The 22,795-nt window shown below is 55.4% G+C and carries 19 protein-coding genes; 9 read left to right on the plus strand and 10 right to left on the minus strand.

The window, feature by feature from the left end:
• Window positions 1-96 precede the first annotated feature (96 nt).
• Window positions 97-1,176 (plus strand): threonine-phosphate decarboxylase CobD, encoded by a 1,080-nt coding sequence (cobD, locus tag ACL2XN_RS05710; protein WP_413722824.1) that lies wholly within the window; start codon window positions 97-99, stop codon window positions 1,174-1,176.
• 35 nt (window positions 1,177-1,211) lie between these two features.
• A complete protein-coding gene (locus tag ACL2XN_RS05715; protein WP_413730454.1) occupies window positions 1,212-2,072 on the plus strand; it encodes a GHMP kinase in 861 nt (286 codons plus the stop codon).
• Window positions 2,073-2,843: 771 nt separating this feature from the next.
• Here ACL2XN_RS05715 and ACL2XN_RS05720 read toward each other — a convergent pair.
• The 7 genes from ACL2XN_RS05720 to ACL2XN_RS05750 form a co-directional block, all read right to left on the minus strand.
• A complete protein-coding gene (locus ACL2XN_RS05720) occupies window positions 2,844-3,389 on the minus strand; it encodes a hypothetical protein (RefSeq protein ID WP_410015148.1) in 546 nt (181 codons plus the stop codon).
• A gap of 677 nt (window positions 3,390-4,066) precedes the next feature.
• Window positions 4,067-4,780 carry an RES family NAD+ phosphorylase gene (locus ACL2XN_RS05725; protein WP_413722821.1) on the minus strand — a complete coding sequence of 238 codons (714 nt, stop codon included), beginning with the start codon at window positions 4,778-4,780 and terminating at the stop codon, window positions 4,067-4,069.
• Complete coding sequence (locus ACL2XN_RS05730) at window positions 4,774-5,178, minus strand: antitoxin Xre-like helix-turn-helix domain-containing protein (protein WP_410015150.1); 405 nt, start codon at window positions 5,176-5,178, stop codon at window positions 4,774-4,776. The genes ACL2XN_RS05725 and ACL2XN_RS05730 overlap by 7 nt, the downstream gene beginning before the upstream one ends.
• Window positions 5,179-5,245: 67 nt before the next feature.
• On the minus strand, window positions 5,246-8,515 hold the full coding sequence (locus tag ACL2XN_RS05735) for a hypothetical protein (protein ID WP_413730456.1): 3,270 nt from the start codon (window positions 8,513-8,515) through the stop codon (window positions 5,246-5,248).
• 315 nt (window positions 8,516-8,830) lie between these two features.
• On the minus strand, window positions 8,831-9,607 hold the full coding sequence (gene tam / locus ACL2XN_RS05740) for a trans-aconitate 2-methyltransferase (protein ID WP_410015152.1): 777 nt from the start codon (window positions 9,605-9,607) through the stop codon (window positions 8,831-8,833).
• A 17-nt stretch (window positions 9,608-9,624) separates the two neighbouring features.
• On the minus strand, window positions 9,625-10,185 hold the full coding sequence (smrA, locus tag ACL2XN_RS05745) for a DNA endonuclease SmrA (protein ID WP_410015153.1): 561 nt from the start codon (window positions 10,183-10,185) through the stop codon (window positions 9,625-9,627).
• A gap of 143 nt (window positions 10,186-10,328) precedes the next feature.
• Window positions 10,329-11,237, minus strand: coding sequence for an L-lactate dehydrogenase (locus ACL2XN_RS05750; RefSeq protein ID WP_410015154.1), 909 nt, complete (start codon window positions 11,235-11,237; stop codon window positions 10,329-10,331).
• A 207-nt stretch (window positions 11,238-11,444) separates the two neighbouring features.
• Here ACL2XN_RS05750 and fnr point away from each other — a divergent pair, with 207 nt between their 5' ends.
• Both fnr and uspE read left to right on the plus strand, forming a co-directional pair.
• A complete protein-coding gene (gene fnr / locus ACL2XN_RS05755) occupies window positions 11,445-12,197 on the plus strand; it encodes a fumarate/nitrate reduction transcriptional regulator Fnr (protein ID WP_331119250.1) in 753 nt (250 codons plus the stop codon).
• A gap of 141 nt (window positions 12,198-12,338) precedes the next feature.
• On the plus strand, window positions 12,339-13,292 hold the full coding sequence (gene uspE, locus ACL2XN_RS05760) for a universal stress protein UspE (protein ID WP_410015155.1): 954 nt from the start codon (window positions 12,339-12,341) through the stop codon (window positions 13,290-13,292).
• 618 nt (window positions 13,293-13,910) lie between these two features.
• On the opposite strand, the gene pntB is transcribed toward uspE, so the two are convergent.
• Both pntB and pntA read right to left on the minus strand, forming a co-directional pair.
• The gene (pntB, locus tag ACL2XN_RS05765; protein WP_410015156.1) at window positions 13,911-15,299 is read right to left on the minus strand and encodes a Re/Si-specific NAD(P)(+) transhydrogenase subunit beta; all 1,389 of its coding nucleotides are present in this window, start codon (window positions 15,297-15,299) and stop codon (window positions 13,911-13,913) included.
• An 11-nt stretch (window positions 15,300-15,310) separates the two neighbouring features.
• On the minus strand, window positions 15,311-16,837 hold the full coding sequence (pntA, locus tag ACL2XN_RS05770; RefSeq protein ID WP_410015157.1) for a Re/Si-specific NAD(P)(+) transhydrogenase subunit alpha: 1,527 nt from the start codon (window positions 16,835-16,837) through the stop codon (window positions 15,311-15,313).
• Between the two features lie 330 nt (window positions 16,838-17,167).
• Between pntA and ydgH the strand changes: the two genes are divergently transcribed.
• Window positions 17,168-18,121: a DUF1471 family protein YdgH gene (gene ydgH / locus ACL2XN_RS05775; RefSeq protein ID WP_410015158.1), complete on the plus strand. Its 954-nt coding sequence runs from the start codon at window positions 17,168-17,170 to the stop codon at window positions 18,119-18,121.
• 104 nt (window positions 18,122-18,225) lie between these two features.
• On the opposite strand, the gene ACL2XN_RS05780 is transcribed toward ydgH, so the two are convergent.
• Window positions 18,226-18,651, minus strand: a complete 426-nt coding sequence (locus tag ACL2XN_RS05780) for a hypothetical protein (protein WP_410015159.1) — start codon at window positions 18,649-18,651, stop codon at window positions 18,226-18,228.
• 292 nt (window positions 18,652-18,943) lie between these two features.
• On the opposite strand from ACL2XN_RS05780, the gene rstA reads away from it, so the two are divergent.
• The 4 genes from rstA to ACL2XN_RS05800 all read left to right on the plus strand — a co-directional run bounded on the left by rstA (window position 18,944) and on the right by ACL2XN_RS05800 (window position 22,780).
• The gene (gene rstA / locus ACL2XN_RS05785; protein ID WP_410015160.1) at window positions 18,944-19,669 is read left to right on the plus strand and encodes a two-component system response regulator RstA; all 726 of its coding nucleotides are present in this window, start codon (window positions 18,944-18,946) and stop codon (window positions 19,667-19,669) included.
• Window positions 19,666-20,979: a two-component system sensor histidine kinase RstB gene (gene rstB, locus ACL2XN_RS05790; protein WP_410015161.1), complete on the plus strand. Its 1,314-nt coding sequence runs from the start codon at window positions 19,666-19,668 to the stop codon at window positions 20,977-20,979. The genes rstA and rstB overlap by 4 nt, the downstream gene beginning before the upstream one ends.
• Before the next feature lie 241 nt (window positions 20,980-21,220).
• On the plus strand, window positions 21,221-21,562 hold the full coding sequence (gene asr / locus ACL2XN_RS05795) for an acid resistance repetitive basic protein Asr (protein ID WP_413722817.1): 342 nt from the start codon (window positions 21,221-21,223) through the stop codon (window positions 21,560-21,562).
• A gap of 396 nt (window positions 21,563-21,958) precedes the next feature.
• Window positions 21,959-22,780, plus strand: coding sequence for a trypsin-like serine peptidase (locus ACL2XN_RS05800; RefSeq protein ID WP_410015163.1), 822 nt, complete (start codon window positions 21,959-21,961; stop codon window positions 22,778-22,780).
• The last annotated feature ends 15 nt before the right edge of the window (window positions 22,781-22,795 follow it).

Consider the following 22,795-nt stretch of genomic DNA (forward strand, 5'->3'; position numbering starts at 1 on the left):
CGGCGCGGCCGCCTGTTATATAATATTGGCGATATCATTGGCTGCGCGGCGTCCATGGCCTTGCCGGCAACCCGATAGATCTGCAGGGAGTTATTTATGGCGCAAGCCAATCAGCACGGCGGCAACGTACTGGACATGGCGTTAGCCTCGGGGGTGGATGAAGCCTCGATCGTGGATTTCAGCGCCAATATCAATCCGCTCGGCATGCCGCCTAGCCTCAGGCGGGCGCTGGCCGAAACGTGGGCGCTGGCGGAGCGCTATCCCGATCCGCTCTATCGCCGGCTGCACGCCAGGCTTGCCGCGCACCATGGCTGCCCGGCATCCTGGATCCTGGCGGGCAACGGCGCCACCGAGCTGATTTATGATCTCGCGTTCCTGCTGCGCGGCAAAACCGTGCTGCTGTTAAGCCCGGGTTTCGCCGAATATCGGCTCGCCCTGGAGGGCATGGACTGCCGCATCAGGGAATATCGGCTGGCGGAGCAAGATCATTTTCGCCCCGACCCTCGCCTGTTGGCGGCGCTCGGCCCCGGCATCGACTGCCTGTTTCTCTGCACGCCCAATAATCCCACCGGCCAGCTGATTGAACCTGATCTTATGCAGGCCATCACCCTGCGCTGCCGCGAACTGGCGATTACGCTGGTGGTGGATGAGGCTTTTATGGATTTCATCCCCGGCGGCGTCAGTATGATTGATAGCCTGTCCGGTTTGCCTGCGGTATTTGTTCTGCGTTCGCTGACTAAATTTTACGCCATCCCCGGCCTGCGGCTGGGCTATATGGTCAGCAGCGACGGGCAGGCGGTGGCGCGGTTGCGCGAACGCCGCCCTCCCTGGACCATAAACGCCTACGCCGCGCTGGCCGGTGAAGTGGTACTGGACGATGCGGATTATCAGCGTGATTCAAGGCAATGGCTGCAAGAGCAACAGGCATACCTGTTTACAGGACTTAACGCCCTGCCAGCGCTCAAGGTCTGGCGGCCGGCGGCCAATTTTATCTTTTTTCGCTGCCTGCGCCCCGGCCTCGATTTACAGGGTCTGCTGCTGCGACAGGGCTTGCTTATCCGCAGTTGCGCCAACTATGCCGGCCTGTCCGGCGAGTATTATCGTGTGGCGATCAAGGATAAGGCGGATAACCGCCGCCTGCTCGACGCCTTGCGCAAGGTGTTTGCCCATGATTAAACAATGCTGTCATTCCAGCGGCCCGTGGTATACCCATGGCTGAGGCACGCTGCCCCGCTTCCTGCGGCGAGCTGCTGCAGGGCTGGATTAACGGCGGCGAAAAGCTGGTGTCCTGCCCTATCGACTGGTTTAGCGAGGTGGAAGTGCGCGCGGGGCCGCCTATGGCGGATGAACGCCCGCTCAGCCGGCGCATGCTCGATCAGGTTATCAAGCATTTTGGTGTCAATCCCGGTGACGTGCCGCCGCTGCGCATCGAGCGCCGGTCCACCATTCCCATCGCCAAGGGGCTGGCGAGCAGCACCGCCGATATTGCCGCCACGGCAGTGGCCACCGCGCGCTGGCTTGGGCGGGAGCTTGATGAAATGACCCTGGCGCGGCTTTGCCTGCGGCTAGAGCCCACAGACAGCACGGTATTTAAAGCGCTGACGCTGTTTGACCACCGCCGGGGCACCTGCCATATTTCCCATCACTGGTTGCCCCAGCTCGATATCCTTATCCTGGAAAGCCCGCATACGCTTACCACCGCCGCGTCACATCAGCAAATTCACGATGATCAGCTTCGCACGCAGGCGCAGCCGCTGCAAAATGCCTGGCTATTGTTCCAGCAAAGCTGCGTCGCGCAGTCTCCCGGCCAGCTGGGCGCCGCCGCCACCCTCAGCGCCCGGGCGCGTAATGCGCTGTTGCCGAAACCCGGGTTCGAGACGCTGCTGCGCTTTGTGGAACAGCAGGATCTCTACGGCCTGAACGTCGCCCACAGCGGCACCGTGGTGGGCCTGCTGCTCAATGCGAGGACACATGACACCGACAGGCTTATGGCCGCCCTGGCGGAAACCGGCCTCCTGCGCCACTACACCCGCCAGCATATTACGCGCCTGGTAGCGGGCGGCGTGCGTTAGCCCTATCAAAAAACAACATGCCCTATTAGGCAATTGACTACTTCATACCAGGCAATATACTTAGTATTACTTCCTATGTGATTATATTTTACTGGCTTTGATAAAATGTTTATTAATTTTATTTTTCAACCTATAACGAAGGGCTGACCTGCCGATATTTTTTGAAAGATATAAGGTCATCGCCCTCATTTATAAGATTCAAATATAATTTTGAGATAGCAATATAAGGAAGTGATTATTCCCGTTGCAGTTAATAAGCCAGAATATGACAGGGACACCGGGCAGCATCCCTGGAGGCGACGCCAGTGAAATAAATTTTTTTTCAGGTTTTTTTACTATCGCAATTTTTATATTGATAAATTGATTATCCCATCCATTTCAACAACGACGAGATATTAATTGAAAAATACTCATATTTTATGAAATCGCACATATTATAACGAGGAATTATACATGAAAAATTCATTTGTAAGTAATTGCAATCAACCCACTCTAGCCCCCCCATCAACAGCGGTAAATATACATTTAGAAAACGTTACGTCAACCACCGTCACGATACTCTGGGATATTAGCGAAGGCGCGCCAGTTCAATATTGGCAGATTTTCGACAGTGAGAGAAATGTGGTCATAAAATACATTCCGGGATTTCCCCATAGACTTTTTCTTACCGATTTATACCCCTATACCTTCTATACTATATTTATTGTTGGCATAGGCTACGACGGCACACCGAGCAGGCTCAACCGGCCTTTTCACTTTTTCACGAATGCGTTACCGGGTTCGTCGCGCCCGGGATGCTACCCGCACGACTATTGCAAGCCGCCGCGCCCGCCCTATAATCCGCCGCATCAGCATTGCCAGCCGCCGCGTCCGCCTTATTATCCGCCGCATCAGCACTGCGAGCCGCCGCGTCCGCCTTATTATCCGCCGCATCAGCATTGCCAGCCGCCGCGCCCGCCCTATTATCCGCCGCATCAGCATTGCGAGCCGCCGCGCCCGCCCTATTATCCACAGTATCAGCCTTGCAAGCCGCCGCGCCCGCCCTATTATCCGCCGCATCAGCATTGCCAGCCGCCGCGCCCGCCTTATTATCCGCCGCATCAGCATTGCGAGCCGCCGCGCCCGCCCTATTATCCGCCGCATCAGCATTGCGAGCCGCCACGCCCGCCTTATTATCCGCCGCATCAGCATTGCGAGCCGCCGCGCCCGCCCTATTATCCGCCGCATCAGCCTTGCGAGCCGCCGCGCCCGCCCTATTATCCGCCGCATCAGCCCTGCGAGCCGCCGCGCCCGCCTTATTATCCGCCGCATCAGCATTGCGAGCCGCCGCGCCCGCCTTATTATCCGCCGCGTCCGTCTGGTGAACATCAACGATATTAATTTACTACTAAATAACACCCTCCCAGCTGCCCGTTTAACGGGCAGCAAAAACAGGCAAACCAATAATGGGTTTGTTTTATTAATTTTATACTTTATCAATAAATAAAGATCATTAATTGAAATTGATGACAGGGGGAAAAACTCAATCCAGCATTTTAGCTATAATCATAATGATAAGCCAACATTTAAATAGTGAACATTGAGGGTATTATAATGCAAAATCAATTTTCCCTGGACCGCAATGCCCCTGTATTTTTGCGCCCGGCGGTTCCCGTAAACCTGAATCTCGCCATACTTACCGCGACCACCGCTATTTTAACCTGGGACGCTGGCCAGGGCGGCGCGCCCACCGCCTATTACCGCGCATTGCACGCGGGGTTTCCCGGGGGGTGGATAGCACAAACCCGCGGCGATGAGACATCCGTATCAATTTGTTATCTATCCCCGAATACACGCCATGATTTTTATATTTTTGCCGTGGGCTTTGACAATATATTAAGCGTAGCATCGGAACCGCTTAACTGTTTTACGCCGGAACAGGTTTATTCGTGGCCATCTGACGCCTGCGGCGCGGATTAATGTTACCCGCCAACGATGCCTTTACACCCATGCCGTTACCTCAGCGCCTGGGTGGACACAATGCGATCTATTTTAGCGATCCGTTTACCGTCCCAGATAAACTCATAATGCGCGCTTTGCTGGACGCTTTTCACTCCTTTCGGGGTAAACAGTCCCCAGCAGACCGCGCCCGGCCGGCGGACCGAACGATAGCGCAGCGCAGCACATCCATTGGCTTTCAAAGAGCGCCCCAGCTCCCTGGCGGCGGTATAGCTAAGCGGATCATAGACCACGTTGGCAAGCGGCAGCACCAGCGCGTCGTAAGCCGGCGCCGGATCGAAAATAAACACCAGGCCGCGCATCACCAGGCGATCATATTTCAGTCCATCGATAAACTGCCAGTAGCGCTCCTGGTGATAGGCCACCTCCGCCAGGGCGGTGGCCATCTCATCGGCAAGATACAACATGCCGAACGTGCCGTCGGAAAAACGGCTGCCCAGCGGATTAACATGGGTAAACGGCGCTACCGCGTAGGAACAGCCCGCAATGCCGAACGGAATTTCCCCGGCGGCCAAAAACGCCAGGTCGCCGGTTTCATTTTGCAGCCTGGGGTTGGTCAATGCCTGTAGCGCATAAAGGATGTCGAACTCTGCCTCGTCGGCCACATCCTCAAATAACGCGATCGGCGGATATTTAGAAGTAATCAGCCGGTAGCCGCGCTGTTGCGCGATCTCCAGGGCGGGCAGTCTGGGTGGGGCCGTGACTACCATTGCCCCCCCCGCAGCGCGTCCAGCTGTTTATGGACTTCGTATAACGTGCCGAAATGGCCGGTGCTGAGCATATCCAGCGGCCTGCGCCCGCTAAAATAAGGATTATGGTTGTTCAGCGCCATAAAACCATACACGTTTTCGGGGTTTTCGAATAACGTGCGCAGCGAGGCGTGGATATTGAGCAGGTAGCTCAAACGCTCCAATTGATCGTTGGTCAGCTGGGCTGCGGCCGGATCTTTCCTGAATTTATAAAAGGACGCTTTTGAGATCTGCAAAATGGCCTGCGCCTGTTCAGGGGTGCACCCCCATTTATCAAGGATAGCCATCACCGTTTTAAGCCCAACGGCGGCGACATGCCGTTTCTCGTCGTTAAACGGTAATTTGTGCGGCAATACCATTACTGAGCCCTCCGCTGTCGTCTTGGTATTATTATGGACCAATTATCAATATTAGTCTACCTAAAGACTATGACGGGCACTGAAACCACAGATCGGGCAGGATATCCAGCGATAGGGTTAAGCTATGAGGAAATACCTCTTTATCGCGGTACATAAACCTGATGGTGCCAAGCGAGGCGGTATAGGTTAATTCATTTCTGGCGGCCACATTCAGTAAGGTACAAGGCACGGTGCCGACACGCGATGCCAGCGTATTCTGCCTGACCAATTGGATATCATTAAGCTGGAAGAGCGGATTGGTCCCCGCGTTCTGCAGGCTGCAGCTATCGGCAAGATGCTCCAGCCGCTTGAGGGCCGGATCGTAGCTTTTATCGGCCGCCAGCGCCGACATCATCTGATTGAGCGCAATGATAAATTCATCATAAATCTGCCGGAGCACCTTCTTTTGGATTGTATAAGTCGCGATTGCCCTCACCGCGGAACGTTTATCTAAACTGTCGATGTTGCTTCGGGCGGCATAGTCCTCGACGGCGTGAATAATATCGTATAGATGGAGTTGTTGTCCCTGCCCTTGGCCCGCATTGCAGCCCGGGTCTTTCTTTTTAACGAGCAAATATTCGCCAAGCGTGGTATTCATGGTCCAAGGTCGCAAGGACTTTTTCAGCCGCAGGTAAAAGGGCTTTTGCGCAGGGGGATAGATAATAACTTCCGCGGTTTTTTGCTGATTAAATAACCGCAGATTCTGTTTATAGTCCCCCGGGGATACAATAAACGTACTGATCTCCTCCCCCGCTTTTATCCTTTGATAACCGTGGAAGCGATCGACGGCATTCTTGAGGATTTTGCTTAGCGATTCCACTTGGTCGCCGACGTGTTTCGGCAATCGTTTCAAAAAGCCGGCAATCACGTAGTTAAGCTCGTTGGCTATCAGGTTAAACGCCGGCTCCGCTTCCTGCTCCCGCCCTGTTTCAGCGTTGCCTGCGGGCAATGTAATCAGGGGGGACGACTCAATTTTCAACGTCGCCCCGTCCAGGCGATAATGTCTGGCCGCGGCATTGCGGGTGACGGGCAGCGTCTGCTTGAGCTCCTCGGTTAAAGGCAAGGGAAAACACAGCAGGGTATTACCCGGTGCCGGTGTCATGGCAATGGGCATAATTTTGCTCTCCTGATAAGAAAATAAGGAGAAGCCGAGGTATTTTTGCTGCAGGTTAACCTGCCTGTCGTTGACGGGTTGCCCGGAAAAATACGTGGTGACCTCATCCGTTTGCTTATTGATATCAAAAATATTTACCGCGCCGCCTGCCCCCAAGGCGGTGCGCGGCAGCACCATAAAGGTGTTTGGATCGGCCATAAAACCCACCTGTGCCCGCAGCTCGCTTTTGGCTTCCAGCAGCAGGGTTGCCCCCTGGCCGCGGCAGGTTTTGGTTATCGCTTGCCGGATCAATTTCGCGAAATAAGGTGCGAGGTGCTGTTCGCGATGCAGGGCTGCGCTTTGCGGAATAAAAATAGCGTCAAGCAGCAGGCCGATTTCCTGTTCGCAGACATCGATACTAAAATTAAATTGCGCGTTTTTGTTAGCCACCAGTATGGCATTCGCTTCTAAGGGCAATACCGTAGAGAAATCAATATTATTATAATTTAATAATTTACCATTCTCTTCTAAACCTTGGCCGGTTCCTAGAATAGCAATTAATGTCTTATAATTAATTTTGTTATAATTTAATTTGATACTTCCGTTGTCATTTTTGGTCAACGTTAACGATTGCCCCCGGCTATACCGGACCATGGCGCCGGTAAACCAGCCGGGCATAAAGGGCAGTCCGGCCGCGGCGATACCGAAAAAAAAAGAGGCATCGAACAATTTGTTCAGGGAAATCGATTCATTTTTTCCCAGCAAGGATAAGGTGTATCTTATTTTGTCGCTGATATCCTCCTTAGCGCTGAGATAAGAGGAAGCAGAAGCAAATAATTTGTTCATTTCTTTATTATTTACGAACTTATTTATTTCGCCGAACTCACGGGTGAAGGCATGAGTCCCGGTTTGTGGCGCGGCGACGCGTGGGGGCTGGGCGATTTTTTTGGTCAGGGTTTGCGCCAGGCATCGTACCCCGGGGTCCACCGCTTGCGCCAGTGCGATACCGGCACGTCTGCGATCGCCACGGTAGTTCAATGCTCTGGCGCGCTTTAGTCTCACCCTGAAATTATCAATGGTTTTAGCCAATAACGGGATCCGCCGGCTGCTGAATTTTCCCCAGCGGTAGTTGGTAAAAGGCTGGCCTGAAAATACCTTATCATAGGGGTTGTTTCCGGAGCCTGACGAAAAATTCTGCGGCGGTTTTTGGCTTAAATGCCTGATAGTGGCCTTCACGGCATCCACATGGTCGGCATCCAGGTAAAAAACGTTTAATTTCCCGTTGTGATTCACCGTTAGCTTAACCCTATTGAGTATTTGGCAAGCGGATAAAATGTTAACTGCCCCGGATAGGGGTAACCGGAGTTTTATCTCCCGGCGGCCCCGGGTGTGATCGTAACCCTGTGCCGGGATCGCCAGAAAAAGGCTGCCCTCTTTAAAGACCAATTCTACCGTCTTCCGATCATGGCTGTGTAAGCATAGATCATCCGGCATCCGTCCCGCTTGCGGCAATTTTTTCAGTAAGATGCTGATATTGAAACAGGCATCGAATCCGGCATTGACGTCGAGGGTAGTCGTGGTGCTGTCGGTATTCAGCGTTAATTTATAATAATCGGCCGCGCCTTTTTTTTTCCCTATCAGGCTGCCCTTATCATTGACGATTAATCGATCAAAGCGCAGGTCGTCATGGTCTTTAAAATCAACCGTGGCAATATAAAATTTTTTCGTCCCCATGACCTTCTGCCAGGCGCCTTTGAAAAAATCCTTTTGCTTGCCTTTTACCAGTACTATCCTCCCTTCCTGGTCAAGGGTTATGCCTTGCTGCAAAAAGAAACCATCGCGCAGGGAACCGCTATAAACATACTGGGCGGCATCAAGCGCATAATCCGCGCCGGCGAGATCATAACGCAACGTGCTTTTTATAAGCACAAGATCAGACTCACTGTTTATATCAGATAACGCTTCCGTACGACGTAGCATAAATGTCGCTAAGGGGGGATCGTTCTCCTTTGTTCCGCTTACGGCATTTAAAGCATCAGGAATCGATGCATATTGCAATGATAATTTTTCACCGTCATTTCTCGCGGTTTGAAAATTACGCCGCAACGTAGAATTTTTAGACAGGCAGAATTTTATGGCAAATGATTCAGATATATCATCCACATTATCCTTATAACAAGGATATGTATTATCTACATATTTCATAACCCTCCCTATGTTAGAGATTATTATTAACCGACTCTATTATTAGCGCAAGGAAACTGCATATTGACTGCGCCAGAATTCGCGCCGGTAATTATCAGCGTTAGCACTGGCAAGTGCTAATGAAATAATTTGATCAATATCTCAATTTTTTGCTAATTTCTGTATTTATCGGTCGCGATGCGCATATAACAGACAATAAATAGGCGCTGCGGAATAGGAGGAAGAGACGGATACCAGGAGCGGGAATGCCGCCGGCAACGGCAACGGCCATGTTGCGGCGCGGGAAGGGCCGCCGCACGTCCGGTTTGCAGGGGCTTAAACCCGCTTCATGGCGACGATAAACAGGCGCGGGAACGCCAGCAATACCTTGCCGTCGGCGCGCGCCGGATAAGCGTTAACCAGCGCCTGTTGATAGCGTGCGATAAACGACGCCTGCAGCGCATCGTCCAGCCGCTCCAAGAACGGGCGCAGGCCGGTGGCGCGCAGCCATTCCACGATCGCCCCCGCCGACGGCATGACATGGAAATAGGTGGTGCGCCAGATATCCACCGATAGCGCATCGGGCGCCAGCAGATCATAATAATCCCGCGCGCTTACTATCTTTACCCGGATACCCGCCGCATCGCCGATATGCTGCCGCCAGGGCGCTTCCTGAGCGATACGCCGCATTTCGCTGTGACTGGGCTCCTCACGGTTATCCGGCATTTGCACCGCCAGGCAGCCGCCCGGTGCCGTCAGGGAAAACAGCCGGGGAAACAGGGTCTCATGGTCCGGCACCCATTGCAGCGAAGCGTTGGCGTAAATAATGTCCTGAGCGGCGTCCGGCCGCCAGGCGGTGATATCCTCCTGGCTGAACCGGCACTGCGGCAGGCGCGCGCGCGCGTTGCCCAGCATGGCGGCCGAACTGTCGATACCGGTTATCACCGCCTGCGGAAAGCGCTCATGCAGCCCCTGGGTGGAGTTGCCGGGGCCGCAGCCGAGATCCGTTATCCGCGCAGGCGACGTCAGCGGAATGCGCGACAGCAGTTCAAGCGCCGGGCGGGTTCTCTCCGCCTCGAATTGTCGGTAAAGGGTGGGATTCCAATCTGTCATGGCGCGGTCCTCATCAATTAACGCCCCCGGCGGGCAAAACGCTCACGGTTCTCGCTACGGGCAATGTCGGATTTTTTCAGCGCTACGTAGCAGGCGCCGGCGCCGCCGTGGCAGGCCTGCGCGCTGCAAAACGCCTGTACTTGGTCAAACTGCGCCAGCCAGCGCGCCACGAAGCTGCGCACAATATTGGCATGACTGTCGTGATTACGCCCTTTCCCGTGAATAATCAATACCGTGCGCACGCCCGCGCGTTGCAGGCGCAGCATAAAGGCAAACAGATTCAGCCGGCAGGTCTCCACGGGCGCGCGGGTCAGGTTCAGGGTGGCCTCGATGGGATAGCGGCCGCCGCGCAGCTTATCAAGCACACCTTGCTGAATGCCGTCCCGCTTATAACTCAGGGGAAGATCGAGCGGGATGACGTCATGCAGGGCGGTGACAAGGAAATTATCGACAGCGTCGTCTGGCCGGCGCCTCGCCACCGGGGGTTTATGCCGCAGGAAAACCACGTTGGCCGGATCCTTTAGCGGTTTGACATCGTCCATGGCCTCTTTAAACAGATCTTCATCATTACAGGTCATTGTTGTCACTCGCGCTTACCGGGGCGACCGGTTTCGCCCTGGTGTTAATCAGTCACACATCACTTGCAGTACCGGTTTACTATAGACCGGCGGCGGCGTAATTTCACGGCCGGTCTATTTTCCTCCCCGACGGCGGCGGCCGCTCAGAGAGACGCGAAGGCGCGGCCGATCACCCTGGCCGACGCGGCGTAGGCCCGCTGTTCCTCAGGCGCCAGCGTCACCGGCAGCGTGCGCTCAATGCCCCCGGCCCCGACGATGGCCGGTTGGCCGATATACACCCCTTCCCGCTCATCCCACGCCGACACCGGGAATACGGTCTGCCCGTCGGACAGCACCGCGTCCACCAGCCGCGCCGTGGCGGTGCCGATGCCGAAACTGGTCCAGCCCTTGCCCTGCAGAATTTCCCAGCCCCCTGCGCGCACCTGATCTTTCATTGCCGCCAGATCGGGCTGTTTATCGCCGGCCCATTCGCTGACCGGCAGCCCGCCGATGCGCACGGTGCTCCAGGCGACAAATTGAGATTCGCCGTGTTCGCCCATCACGTAGCCGCTGACGCTTTTGGGATCCACCGCGAAAAACTCGCCGACCACCCTTTTCATACGCGCGGTATCCAGCGACGTGCCGGTGCCGAACACCCGTGATGCCGGCAGGCCGCTTTCCCGCTGGATGACGGCGGCAATCACGTCGCAGGGATTGGTGATGCTGATAATGACGCCGCTAAAACCGCTCGCCATGATGCGCGGCACCACCTGCGAGACCGTGGCGCTGGTTTCCACCAGCTCTTCCATCCGGTCTTCACGCAAAAGGGTCGTCGGCCCGATCGCCATGACCACCACCCGCGCCCGCTGCAGAGCGGCATAATCATTAACGACGATATGCACCCTGGACGCGACCAGGGACGCCATATCGCGCAGTTCCAGCCCCTGGCTGCGCGCCTTGGCCTCATTAGTGTCGATTAAGACGATTTCGTCGCACAATCCCTGGGTCACCAGGGAAAATGCCGTATCGGCCCCCACATGGCCCGCGCCGATAATGCCTACTGTCCGCCCCATAGCTGTTATCCCCTGATGTTAAAGGTGTTTCATCCCCGTGTTTTTTTTACCTTACACCTTTTAAAACGCAAAACCCACCGGCAAAATGTCCCCCGCGCCCGGGATATTTTAGCTAAATGTGCACCAGGGTCGCTGGACACTTTATCATCGACACCAATTGATGGTAAAATTGACCCAAATCAAGTAATGCATGAGCGGCGAGATATGATCATCCAGGAAAAGCGTATTATCAGACGAATCCAGTCTGGCGGTTGTGCGATCCACTGTCAGGATTGTAGTATCAGCCAATTATGTATTCCTTTTACCCTCAATGAGCACGAGCTGGACCAGCTCGACAATATCATTGAGCGCAAAAAACCCATTCAGAAGGGCCAGGCGCTGTTCAAGGCCGGCGACGAGCTTAAATCGCTCTACGCCATCCGTTCCGGCACCATCAAAAGCTACACCATCACCGAGCAGGGCGACGAGCAGATTACCGGCTTTCATCTGGCGGGCGATCTGGTGGGCTTCGACGCCATCGGCGCCGGCCAGCATCCCAGCTTCGCCCAGGCGCTGGAAACCTCGATGGTATGCGAGATCCCCTTTGAAACCCTCGACGACCTGTCCGGCAAGATGCCCAACCTGCGCCAGCAGATGATGCGGCTCATGAGCGGCGAAATTAAGGGCGATCAGGATATGATCCTGCTGCTGTCTAAAAAGAACGCCGAGGAACGGCTGGCGGCTTTTGTCTATAATCTGTCGCGGCGTTTTGCCCAGCGCGGCTTCTCACCCCGTGAATTTCGCCTGACCATGACCCGGGGCGATATCGGCAACTATCTCGGCCTGACCGTCGAGACCATCAGCCGCCTGCTGGGCCGGTTCCAGAAAAGCGGCATGCTGGCGGTGAAAGGTAAATACATCACCATTGAAGACGGCGAAGCGTTGTCGGAGCTGGCCGGCACGCCGCAAAAGGTAAGTTGATAACAAGCATTTAGCCTCCGGCCGGGGACATAATTTTCTATTTTATTGATCCGGCTTCACTTCTCTTCTGTCCGTGATTGTTCCAATGAGTTACTCTTATTTTAACATTCTGTGGCATTACAGAAATGAAGGAGTCTCTTAATGGCCAAGTATCGCAATTTATTAGTCGCAATCGATCCTAACCAGGATGATCAGCCCGCCCTGCGCCGGGCCGTGTATCTGGTGCATCAATTGGGCGGTTCCATCAAAGCCTTCCTGCCCATCTATGATTTTTCCTACGAAATGACCACGCTGCTCTCCCCCGACGAACGCACCGCGATGCGCCAGGGCGTCATCAGCCAGCGTACCGCCTGGATAGAGGAGCAGTGCCAGCACTACTTGAGCAGCGGCGTGCCCATCGAAATCAAGGTGGTGTGGCATAACCGTCCGTTCGAAGCCATTATCCAGGAAGTCATCGCCCATAAACACGACCTGGTGCTGAAAATGGCCCATCAGCACGACAGGTTTGAATCAGTGATATTTACCCCGACAGACTGGCATTTGCTGCGCAAATGCCCCTGCCCGGTCTGGATGGTGAAGGATCAGCCGTGGCCGGAAGGCGGCAAGGCGCTGGTGGCGGTCAATCTCTCCGGCGAGGAGCCGTATCACGATCCCCTGAACATCAAGCTGGTCACCGAAACCCTGGCCCTGGCGAAACAGGTGAACCAGACCGAGGTTCATTTGGTGGGCGCCTACCCGGTCACGCCCATTAATATCGCCATTGAACTGCCGGATTTTGATCCCAGCGTCTATAACGACGCCATTCGCGGTCAGCATTTGATCGCGATGAAAAGCCTGCGCCAGAAATTCCAGCTGGATGAAAAATTCACCCATGTGGAAAAAGGCCTGCCGGAGGAAGTCATTCCCGATCTGGCCGAGCATCTGGATGCCGGTGTGGTGGTGCTGGGCAGCATCGGCCGCACCGGGTTTTCCGCCGCGTTCATCGGCAATACCACCGAATTGGTGATCGATCATCTGAAATGCGATTTGCTGGCTATCAAGCCGGACGACTATGTCTCGCCGGTGACGCTGGAAGGCGGCGATAAGTACGAATAAAGATCGGCGTGGGTTATTGGCTTATGCCGCCAATGCTCCCGTTATGCACCGGCCCGGTTATGCGCTCCAGGCGCAACCGGGCCTCGATCCGCTCCCGGCGGCTCTTGCCGGGGTCATTGGCGCCGTCAGCGCGCTTTATGCCGGGTTAAATGTCGCTTTACGCATTGCATTTATGCAGAAATTGCGTTGCTGTTGCCTTGGTGGACGGGACGTTGCATCAAGATACCGACAGTCGATAGTTTCCCCGAAACATGCCTGCTTCCATAAATAAAAAACACCATGTCATGCAGACTATGGTGTTGACGTTGATCCGGCATAGAGTGCGCTGGCTTTGCAAATCACGGCTGGATGAGCCGCCGGGAGCGGCGAAAGGACGGGCTGCGCCTGGAGCGCATCCCGTACGGTCCAAAGCTGTGATGCAGTGAAGCCAGGGACCGCGCAGCGGCGCGCGATCTGCCGGACGCACGGAGGTTAAGGAGGGCCAGGCGTATGGCCCTCCTTATCGCTTGCCTGCGCCCGGCTAAGCATATAGTCACCCAACGGATGGCAAGCGAAACCTTCACTGGCGCACCATAAAACACCGAGCAAGCGAAACCTTCGCGGCACTATCCCATCACATCATAACGCGCGCAAGATCGCCTCGACGCTGGCCTTGGCATCGCCAAACAGCATCTGGGTGTTTTCCTTGAAGAACAGCGGATTCTGCACCCCGGCGTAGCCGGTGTTCATGGAGCGCTTAAACACGATCACATTCTGCGCTTTCCACACTTCCAGTACCGGCATCCCCGCAATCGGACTGCGCGGATCTTCCTGCGCCGCCGGGTTAACGGTATCGTTGGCGCCGATCACCAGCACGGTGTCGGTGCTGCTGAAATCCTCGTTGATCTCATCCATTTCCAGCACCACATCGTAAGGCACCTTGGCTTCCGCCAGCAGCACATTCATATGCCCGGGCAAACGCCCCGCCACCGGATGGATGCCGAAGCGGACCTTGATGCCGCGGGCAATCAGCTTGGCGGTGATATCATGCACCGGATACTGGGCCTGCGCTACCGCCATGCCGTAGCCGGGGGTGATAATGACGGTACTCGAGCCTTTTAACAGCTCGGCCACTTCTTCCGCCGTGGTTTCGCGATATTCGCCCATCTCGGTTTCTTCGCCGCCGCCGGAGCCGTCGGTGCCGAACCCGCCGGCAATCACGCTCAGGAACGAGCGGTTCATGGCTTTACACATGATATAGGACAGGATCGCCCCCGATGACCCTACCAGGGCGCCGGTCACGATCAGCAAGTCGTTGCTGAGCATAAAACCCGCCGCCGCCGCCGCCCACCCCGAATAGGAGTTCAGCATCGACACGACCACCGGCATATCGGCCCCGCCGATGGAAGCCACCAGGTGCCAGCCGAACACCAGCGCGATAATGGTCATCAGCAGCAGCGCGATGGATTGCAGGGCGACGCTTTCGGTCCTGACAAACAGCACCAGCAGCAGGAACGACACGACCAATGCCGCCAGGTTCATATGATGGCGGTACGGCAACATCAGCGGGCGCGAGGAAATTTTACCGCGCAGTTTGCCAAACGCCACAATCGAACCGGTAAAGGTGACCGCACCGATAAAGATGCCTAAAAACACTTCGGTCAGATGGATATTTTCCATCACCGCATTGATGATATCGCCATGATCGAGATAGCTGTTAAAGCCCACCAGGACGGCGGCCAGGCCGACAAAGCTGTGGAGGATGGCCACCAGTTCGGGCATTTCGGTCATTTCGACCTTACGCGCCAGGTAAACCCCGATGCTGCCGCCTATCACCATGGCGACGATGATCCAGCCGACATTGCCGGCATGGGGGCCAAAAATGGTGGCGATAAGCGCAATCGCCATCCCGCTGACACCAAACAGATTGCCCTGCCGTGAGCTTTCGTGTTTGGACAACCCCGCCAGGCTGAAAATAAATAAAATAGCGGCAACTATATACGCCGCCGTCACTAATCCTTCAGACATGGGTTTACCCCTTAATTTTTACGGAACATTTTCAGCATGCGCTGAGTCACGGTGAAGCCACCGAAAATATTGATACTGGCAATCAGCACGGCGATAAAGGAAAGGAAAGACACCCATCCGCCATGGCCGATTTGCAGCAGCGCACCAACAACAATTATCCCGGAAATAGCGTTGGTTACCGACATCAGCGGCGTGTGCAACGCGTGACTCACGTTCCAAACAACGTAATAACCCACGATACAGGCCAGGGCAAACACGGTGAAATGCGACAGGAAATCACGCGGCGCCACGTTGGCCAGCCAGCCGAATAAAATAATCGCCAGCGCAATCAGGCCATATTTCAGGGCCGGCGAACTGGGTTTGGCAACCGGTTTCGGCAGCGGAGCGGCGGTCGGCTTCTGCGGCTGGGCGGAAACCTGGATCGGTGGAGCCGGCCAGGTCAGTTCGCCGTCTTTGACTACCGTGACGCCGCGAATGACCGTATCGTCGAAGTCCACCAGGATCTCGCCGTTTTTTTCTTTGCACAGCAGTTTCAGCAGGTTGACCAGGTTGGTGCCGTAGAGCTGGGAGGACTGGGTCGGCAAACGGCTCGGCAGATCGGTATAACCGATAATCCGCACGCCGTTATCGGTAACGGTGATGGTATCGGCCACGGTCAGCTCGCAGTTGCCGCCGGTTTGCGCGGCCAGGTCGACAATCACGCTGCCCGGTTTCATCGAGGCGACCATCTCTTTGGTGATAAGCTTCGGCGCCGGCCGGCCGGGGATCAGCGCGGTGGTGACAATGATATCCACATCCTGCGCCTGGGCGGCGAACAACGCCATTTCGGCCTTGATAAACGCCTCAGACATCACTTTGGCATAACCGTCGCCGCTGCCCGCTTCTTCTTCAAAATCCAGCTCAAGGAATTCCGCGCCCATGCTCTGGACCTGCTCCTTGACTTCGGGACGGGTATCGAAGGCGCGCACTATGGCGCCCATGCTGCCCGCCGCGCCGATGGCGGCAAGCCCGGCGACGCCCGCGCCGATAATCATCACTTTGGCCGGCGGTACTTTACCCGCCGCCGTAATCTGGCCGGTGAAAAAACGGCCGAATTCATGGGCGGCTTCCACTATGGCGCGGTAACCGGCGATATTGGCCATGGAGCTCAGGGCGTCCAGGGACTGCGCGCGGGAAATGCGCGGCACCGAATCCATCGCCATCGCGGTGATCTTGCTGGCGCTGAGTTTTTCCAGCAGCGCAGGATTCTGCGCCGGCCAGATAAAACTGACCAGTGTGCTGCCCGGTTTGATGAGCGGGATTTCATCATCCAGCGGCGCATTGACCTTGAGGATGATATCGGATTGCCAGACATCGGCGGTATCTGTAACAGAGGCGCCGGCCGCCAGAAAGGCCGCGTCTTCAAAACTGGCCAGTTTGCCTGCGCCGCTTTCAATCGCCACGGTAAAGCCGAGTTTGAGCAACTGCTCTACCGTTTTGGGCGTTGCGGCAACGCGGGCCTCATTGGCCAGGCGTTCTTTTGGTACACCAATACGCATAGCTTTCCCTTTTTTAACCGTTTTTTTTGAAGATAACCGTCATCCTGACCCAAAAGTCAAATGTGTCATACGGTAGACCCTGGGATCACCCTACAAGAGCCACACAATAACCTACTGAAAATAGTTTCAGCGGTCTATATTTTGTGCGGACAAACAGCATTTTCCCCTAAAATTGGCGTACTGTTTGCCCCTGCTCAAGCAATTGTTATTCACAGTGACATAAATTGCTGAGACACTCACCATTATTACATGCCATAATCGCCAGCTAATCTGTTATACATCAACAGTTCAGCATGTTTAGCCTGAAAGCGTTTGTCGAAAGGATTTTTTATGAAGCTGAAGAACACATTTTTGGTCTCTGCGTTACTCACTTTGACGGCGTTATCCGCGCAGGCAGCCCAAGAGCTGACGCCGGAAAAAGCCGCCAGTCTGCAGCCGTTTGACCGGATTACGATTACCGGGCGGTTTAACGCCATTGGCGACGCCAACGATGAGATTTCGCGCCGCGCCGATGCCAAAGGCGCCTACGCCTATTATATCCAGGGCATTAACGACGCCAACAACAGCGGCAACTGGCGCGTCACCGCGGACCTGTATCATAAGGACGCCCCCGCCGCCTCGCAGGAAACCCAATACCGCTATTTTAACGGCGTAAAAGAACTGCCGCGCCAGGAAGCCAACCTGCTGGAACCGTATGACACCGTCAGCGTAAAAGGCTTTTTCCATAGCCAGCCTGATATCAACGACGCCATTTCCAAAGCCGCCCAGGCCAAGGGCGCGGCCTCATTCTTTATCGTGCGCCAAATTGACGCCAACGAAGGCGGCAATCAGTTTGTTACCGCCTACGTGTACAAAGCCGACGCCGCCAAGCGCGTAGTACAAAGCCCGGACGCCATCCCCGCCGATTCGCAGGCGGGTAAAGCCGCGCTGGCCGCCGGCGGCGCCGCCGCCGCCAAGGTCGAAATTCCCGGGGTGGCTTCGTCCGAGTCACCGAGTCGTACCGTCGGCCGGTTCTATGAAACGCAATCCACCACCGGCGGTCGTTACACTGTAACGCTACCCGACGGCACCAAAGTGCAGGAAGTCAATAAAATCACCGCGGCGCAAATGGTGCCTTTCGATTCCGTGACCTTCACCGGGCATTACAACAGTTCAACCGACGTGGCGCATGAAGTCGCCCGGCTCGGCGCGAAAAAAGGCGCCAAATATTATCATATTACCCGGCAATGGGAACAAAACCAGAGCGGCGGCAACCTGACCGTCAGCGCCGATCTGTTTAAATAGCGAATCCGCCGTCCGGCGTGTCGTTGGCAGGCCGGAATGCAGGACAATGAGAATGACGCGCAGCGCGATGGGCAAGGAAACTTGCCCATTTTTATTGGCTGCCGTCAGGCGGCGGGATTTTCGCTTACCAGCGGCAGCACCACGGACAATCGCTCGTCATGCTGGTTAAGCAACAGCTGCTCGCCAAATTCCTGCTGGATTGCGCCGAGCTGCGCGCGATCCAAGGAATACGGCAGCTTGATATCAAAGCGTCCGATACCCTGCTGCTGCGCCAGGGCAATCAGCCTGATGACATTAGTTTCATCATTGACCTGGGTGGACAGGACTTGCAGCGCCAGGGCCTTCAACTGCTCCTGCCGGGTTTGGACATGTTTCTGCGGGGTTTTAGTGACAATGCCGAAGATGGGCATTACGCCATAAATCGCGTCGATGAAACTCCAGCGTTTTTTGCAACTAGCCGAAAGATAATTCGTATAATCAAAGCAGAGTTTTTCGCCTTGACCGGCCGTCGCACGCAGATGATTAGCCATCTAGCCCGTTCCTCTCGTGACCAACCGAAGTTGAATGCCCGTGTTCGAAAAAGTGGCGATTATTATAGCATATCGCGATCAATAATAGGCGAATCAGCGCCAGATGCGCCCATCACTTAATGGTAAAATTTTGTGCCGCCGGTCCTCCCTTATCGCCGCCGCGGTTCGGCCGCCGGTAAATCGCACCGGTAAAAACCATTAACGCTTATCCGATGGCGCAACATCAATACAGGCGGTATGCTCATGGCGGCTACCGATAACCTTCACCTATTTTAAGCAGATTACTGGCGTTATGAACACGATCGTTTTTGTTGAAGATGATACCGAGGTCGGCAACCTGATTGCCGCGTGGCTAGGCAAACATGACTTCGAGGTAACCATAGAACCCCGCGGCGACCGGGCGCAGGAGGTGATAACCCGGCTTAACCCCGACCTGGTGCTACTGGATATCCTGTTGCCGGGCAAGGACGGCATGACCATCTGCCGCGATCTACGCCCGGTATACGAAGGTCCGATCGTGCTGCTGACCTCCCTGGACAGCGATATGAATCATATTCTGGCGCTGGAGATGGGCGCCAACGACTATATCCTTAAAACGACGCCGCCGGCGGTACTGCTGGCGCGCCTGCGCCTGCACCTGCGGCAGAATACGCTTATCCCGCGCCCCGCCGCGCAGACGCCGGCCACGACCGGCAGCGTGCTGCACTTCGGCCAGTTGAGCATCGATCTGATTAATCGCGAGGTGATTTTAGGGACCGAAACCATCCTGCTCTCGACCTCGGATTTCGAGTTGCTATGGGAGTTGGCCACCCACGCCGGCCATATTATGGACCGCGAGGCTTTGCTCAAAAACCTGCGCGGCGTCAGCTATGACGGTTTGGACCGCAGCATCGACGTGGCTATTTCCCGATTGCGGAAAAAACTTCATGACAACGCGCTGGAGCCGTTCCGGATTAAAACCGTGCGTAATAAAGGCTACCTGTTCGCACCGAATGCGTGGGAGAACGCCGGGTCATGAGGAAACTGTTCATTCAATTTTATCTGCTGCTGTTCGTCTGTTTTCTGGTCATGACCTTACTGGTCGGGCTGGTGTATAAGGTGACGGCCGAACGCGCCGGCAGGAAATCAATGGACGACCTGATGAAAAGCTCGATTTATCTGCTGCGCAACGAGCTGCGCGCCACGCCGCCGCGCGATTGGAATAAAACCATCAATAAGCTGGATCTTAACCTGTCGTTTCAATTGCATATTGAACCGCTGAAAAAGTACCAGTTGAATCCCCATGATGATCTGCGCCTTAGACGTGGCGAAATCGTCGCCCTGGACGATGAATACACTTTTATCCAGCGCATACCGCGCAGTAATTATGTGCTGGCGGTCGGCCCCATACCCTATCTGTTTTTTATTCATGAAATGCGGTTACTGGATTTGGCGCTGCTGGTCTTTATCGGACTCTCCCTGGCGTTTCCGGTATTTATCTGGATGCGGCCGCACTGGCAGGACATGCTGCGGTTAGAAACGGCGGCGCAGCGCCTGGGCGCAGGGTTCCTGGAAGAACGCATCCATTTCGACAGCGCATCAAGCCTGCTGCGTCTCGGCGTAGCCTTCAACCAGATGGCGGATAATGTTAATACCCTGATCGCCAGTAAAAAACAGCTTATCGATAATATCGCCCACGAGTTGCGCACTCCGCTGGTGCGGCTACGCTATCGATTGGCCATGAGCGAAGGGCTGTCCACCGCGGAGCAGGAACGGCTGAATCATGATGTCAGCCAGCTGGAAGGCTTGATCGATGAGCTGTTAACCTTCGCCCGGCTCGACCGGCCCCAGGTCACGCTTAACCTGGCTCCCATGAACCTGCCCGCCTGGCTTACGGAAAAACTCAAGGACATCAGGTTATTGCATCCGGAACGTATTATCGGCCAGGAAATCACCGCCTCCGGCGATTTCGGCCAGGTCGATGCGCGGCTAATGGAACGGGTGCTGGATAATCTGGTGAATAATGCGCTGCGCTACAGCCGGGAAGCCGTTATGGTCCGGCTCGGCATCGAGCGAGGTTACGGCTTCCTGCAGGTTGACGACGACGGGCCGGGCATTCCCCAGGATGAGCGCCTGCGCGTGTTCGAGCCTTTCGTCCGTCTCGACCCCAGCCGCGACCGCAGCACCGGCGGCTGCGGGCTGGGTCTGGCGATCGTACGCTCCATCGCCCTGGCGCATGAAGGCCAGGTGGCGGTGAACGAGAGCCCGCTCGGCGGGGCCAGCTTTTTATACCGCTGGCCGGTAAACCAGGGCGCGCGCGACCCGCTGGCGCTGAAAAGCCCGCTGTAACCTGCGTGGCTGCGGGATGTCAGAAGATATCCGTGGCCGAGGTGGTGGATGGATACACGGAATTGTATGTTGTAACTAAAATACAGCGGCGAGGGTGGTACCTCTTTGTTTCTCCGCCTGTACATTCGGTTACACGCCGAAACCAAACACTCACGGACAACGCGGCGTTAAATCCTTATTGTGTCTTCACCGGCCCCGAATCGGGGTTGTAAATAGAAACCGCAATTCTGAGGATTTGACAATGAAGAAAGTACTTGCACTGGTTATTGCTGCCGCCATGGGATTGTCCACCGCTGCGTTTGCCGCCGATACCACTACGACTACCGCTCCTGCCGCGACGACCACCACCACGACTACCGCTGCACCGGCTAAAACCACCACGACTACTCACAAGAAACACGTGAAGAAAGTGAAAAAAGCAGCCCCTGCGCAAACTGCCCAGGCCGCTAAAAAACACGTGAAGAAAGTGAAGAAAGCCGCTCCGGCGCAGACTGCCCAGGCCGCTAAAAAACACGTGAAAAAAGTGCAGCATAAGAAAGCCGCTCCGGCCGCTGCCGCTGCCACCACGACCCCTGCATCATAAGATGCGCCGCGCCTGAACCTGGTTTAACGCCGTTCAGGCCGGAGTCGGAATATCATGGCTGTCAGAGCTGATGAAATAGTCATTTTAGCGCATTATTATTGACTCACCGACACCCGGTTCGCCGGGTGTCGGTTTCTTAAGGCTTCGTCTATGCTGCGCCGATATAGGTATGAAATCATCCTGGGTTGCCTGATTATTTGCGCCGTTGTCAGCACCTTCTTTTTTATTTAAGTCCCTTCCCTTGCCCAGCGCCTGCGTATTTTCCGCCTTAACGGCGATCTGTTTTAGCGTGCTGAAACACAACGATTTTTCTCTGTATTCCCCTATTTATAAGCTATATTGAGATAATATTTTTTCATGGATGATATCAGCACTTATCATAAGGCAAGCTTGTATATGCGTATTGTTCCGCTGTTGCTGTGGTGTTTGTTGCCTCTCGCTACCTTTAACGCCGCATCGGCCGGACTGAGTAAAGAACAGAAGGCGCTGTTTTTCGGCCATGACCACCGCCAGGCCATCACCCAGCCGGATGAATGGCCGTGGCAGGCCATCGGACAGGTGGAAACCGCCAGCGGCAATCTCTGCACCGCCACTCTGATTTCGCCGCACCTGGCGCTGACAGCCGGTCATTGCGTGCTGACCGCGGGCGGCGTTATTGATAAAGCGGTGATGTTGCGTTTCGTGGCGGAAAACCAGCTCTGGCGTTATCAGACCAGCGCCATTGATACGTTGGTCGACAAACAGCTGGGTCAACGCCTGAAACCCTCCGGCGACGGCTGGATCGTGCCGCCCGATGCGGCCGCATTGGATTTCGCCCTTATCCGCCTGACCAAAACATTTAAAAAAATCAAACCACTGCCGCTGTGGCAGGGCGACCATCAGGAACTGACCCTGCAGCTAAAGCAGGCCAATCACCAGGTCACCCAGGCCGGATATCCCGAGGATCACCTGGATACGCTCTATCGTCATCAGGATTGCCTGGTGACCGGCTGGGCGCAGTCGGAGGTGTTATCCCATCGCTGCAACACCCTGCCGGGCGACAGCGGTTCGCCGTTAATGCTGTATACCCTTACCGGCTGGCGTTTAATCGCAATCCAGAGTTCCGCCCCGCTGGGCAAGGACCGTTATCGGGCGGATAACCGCGCGCTGGCGGTGACCGCCATTCAGGATGGCCTGTCGGCATTGGCCGACAAACCGGGGAAAGCCTTGGCGAAGTGAAGGATTTTCAGCGTA

It is taken from the genome of Sodalis sp. RH22, from assembly GCF_047324165.1.
Lineage (GTDB): Bacteria > Pseudomonadota > Gammaproteobacteria > Enterobacterales > Enterobacteriaceae > Acerihabitans.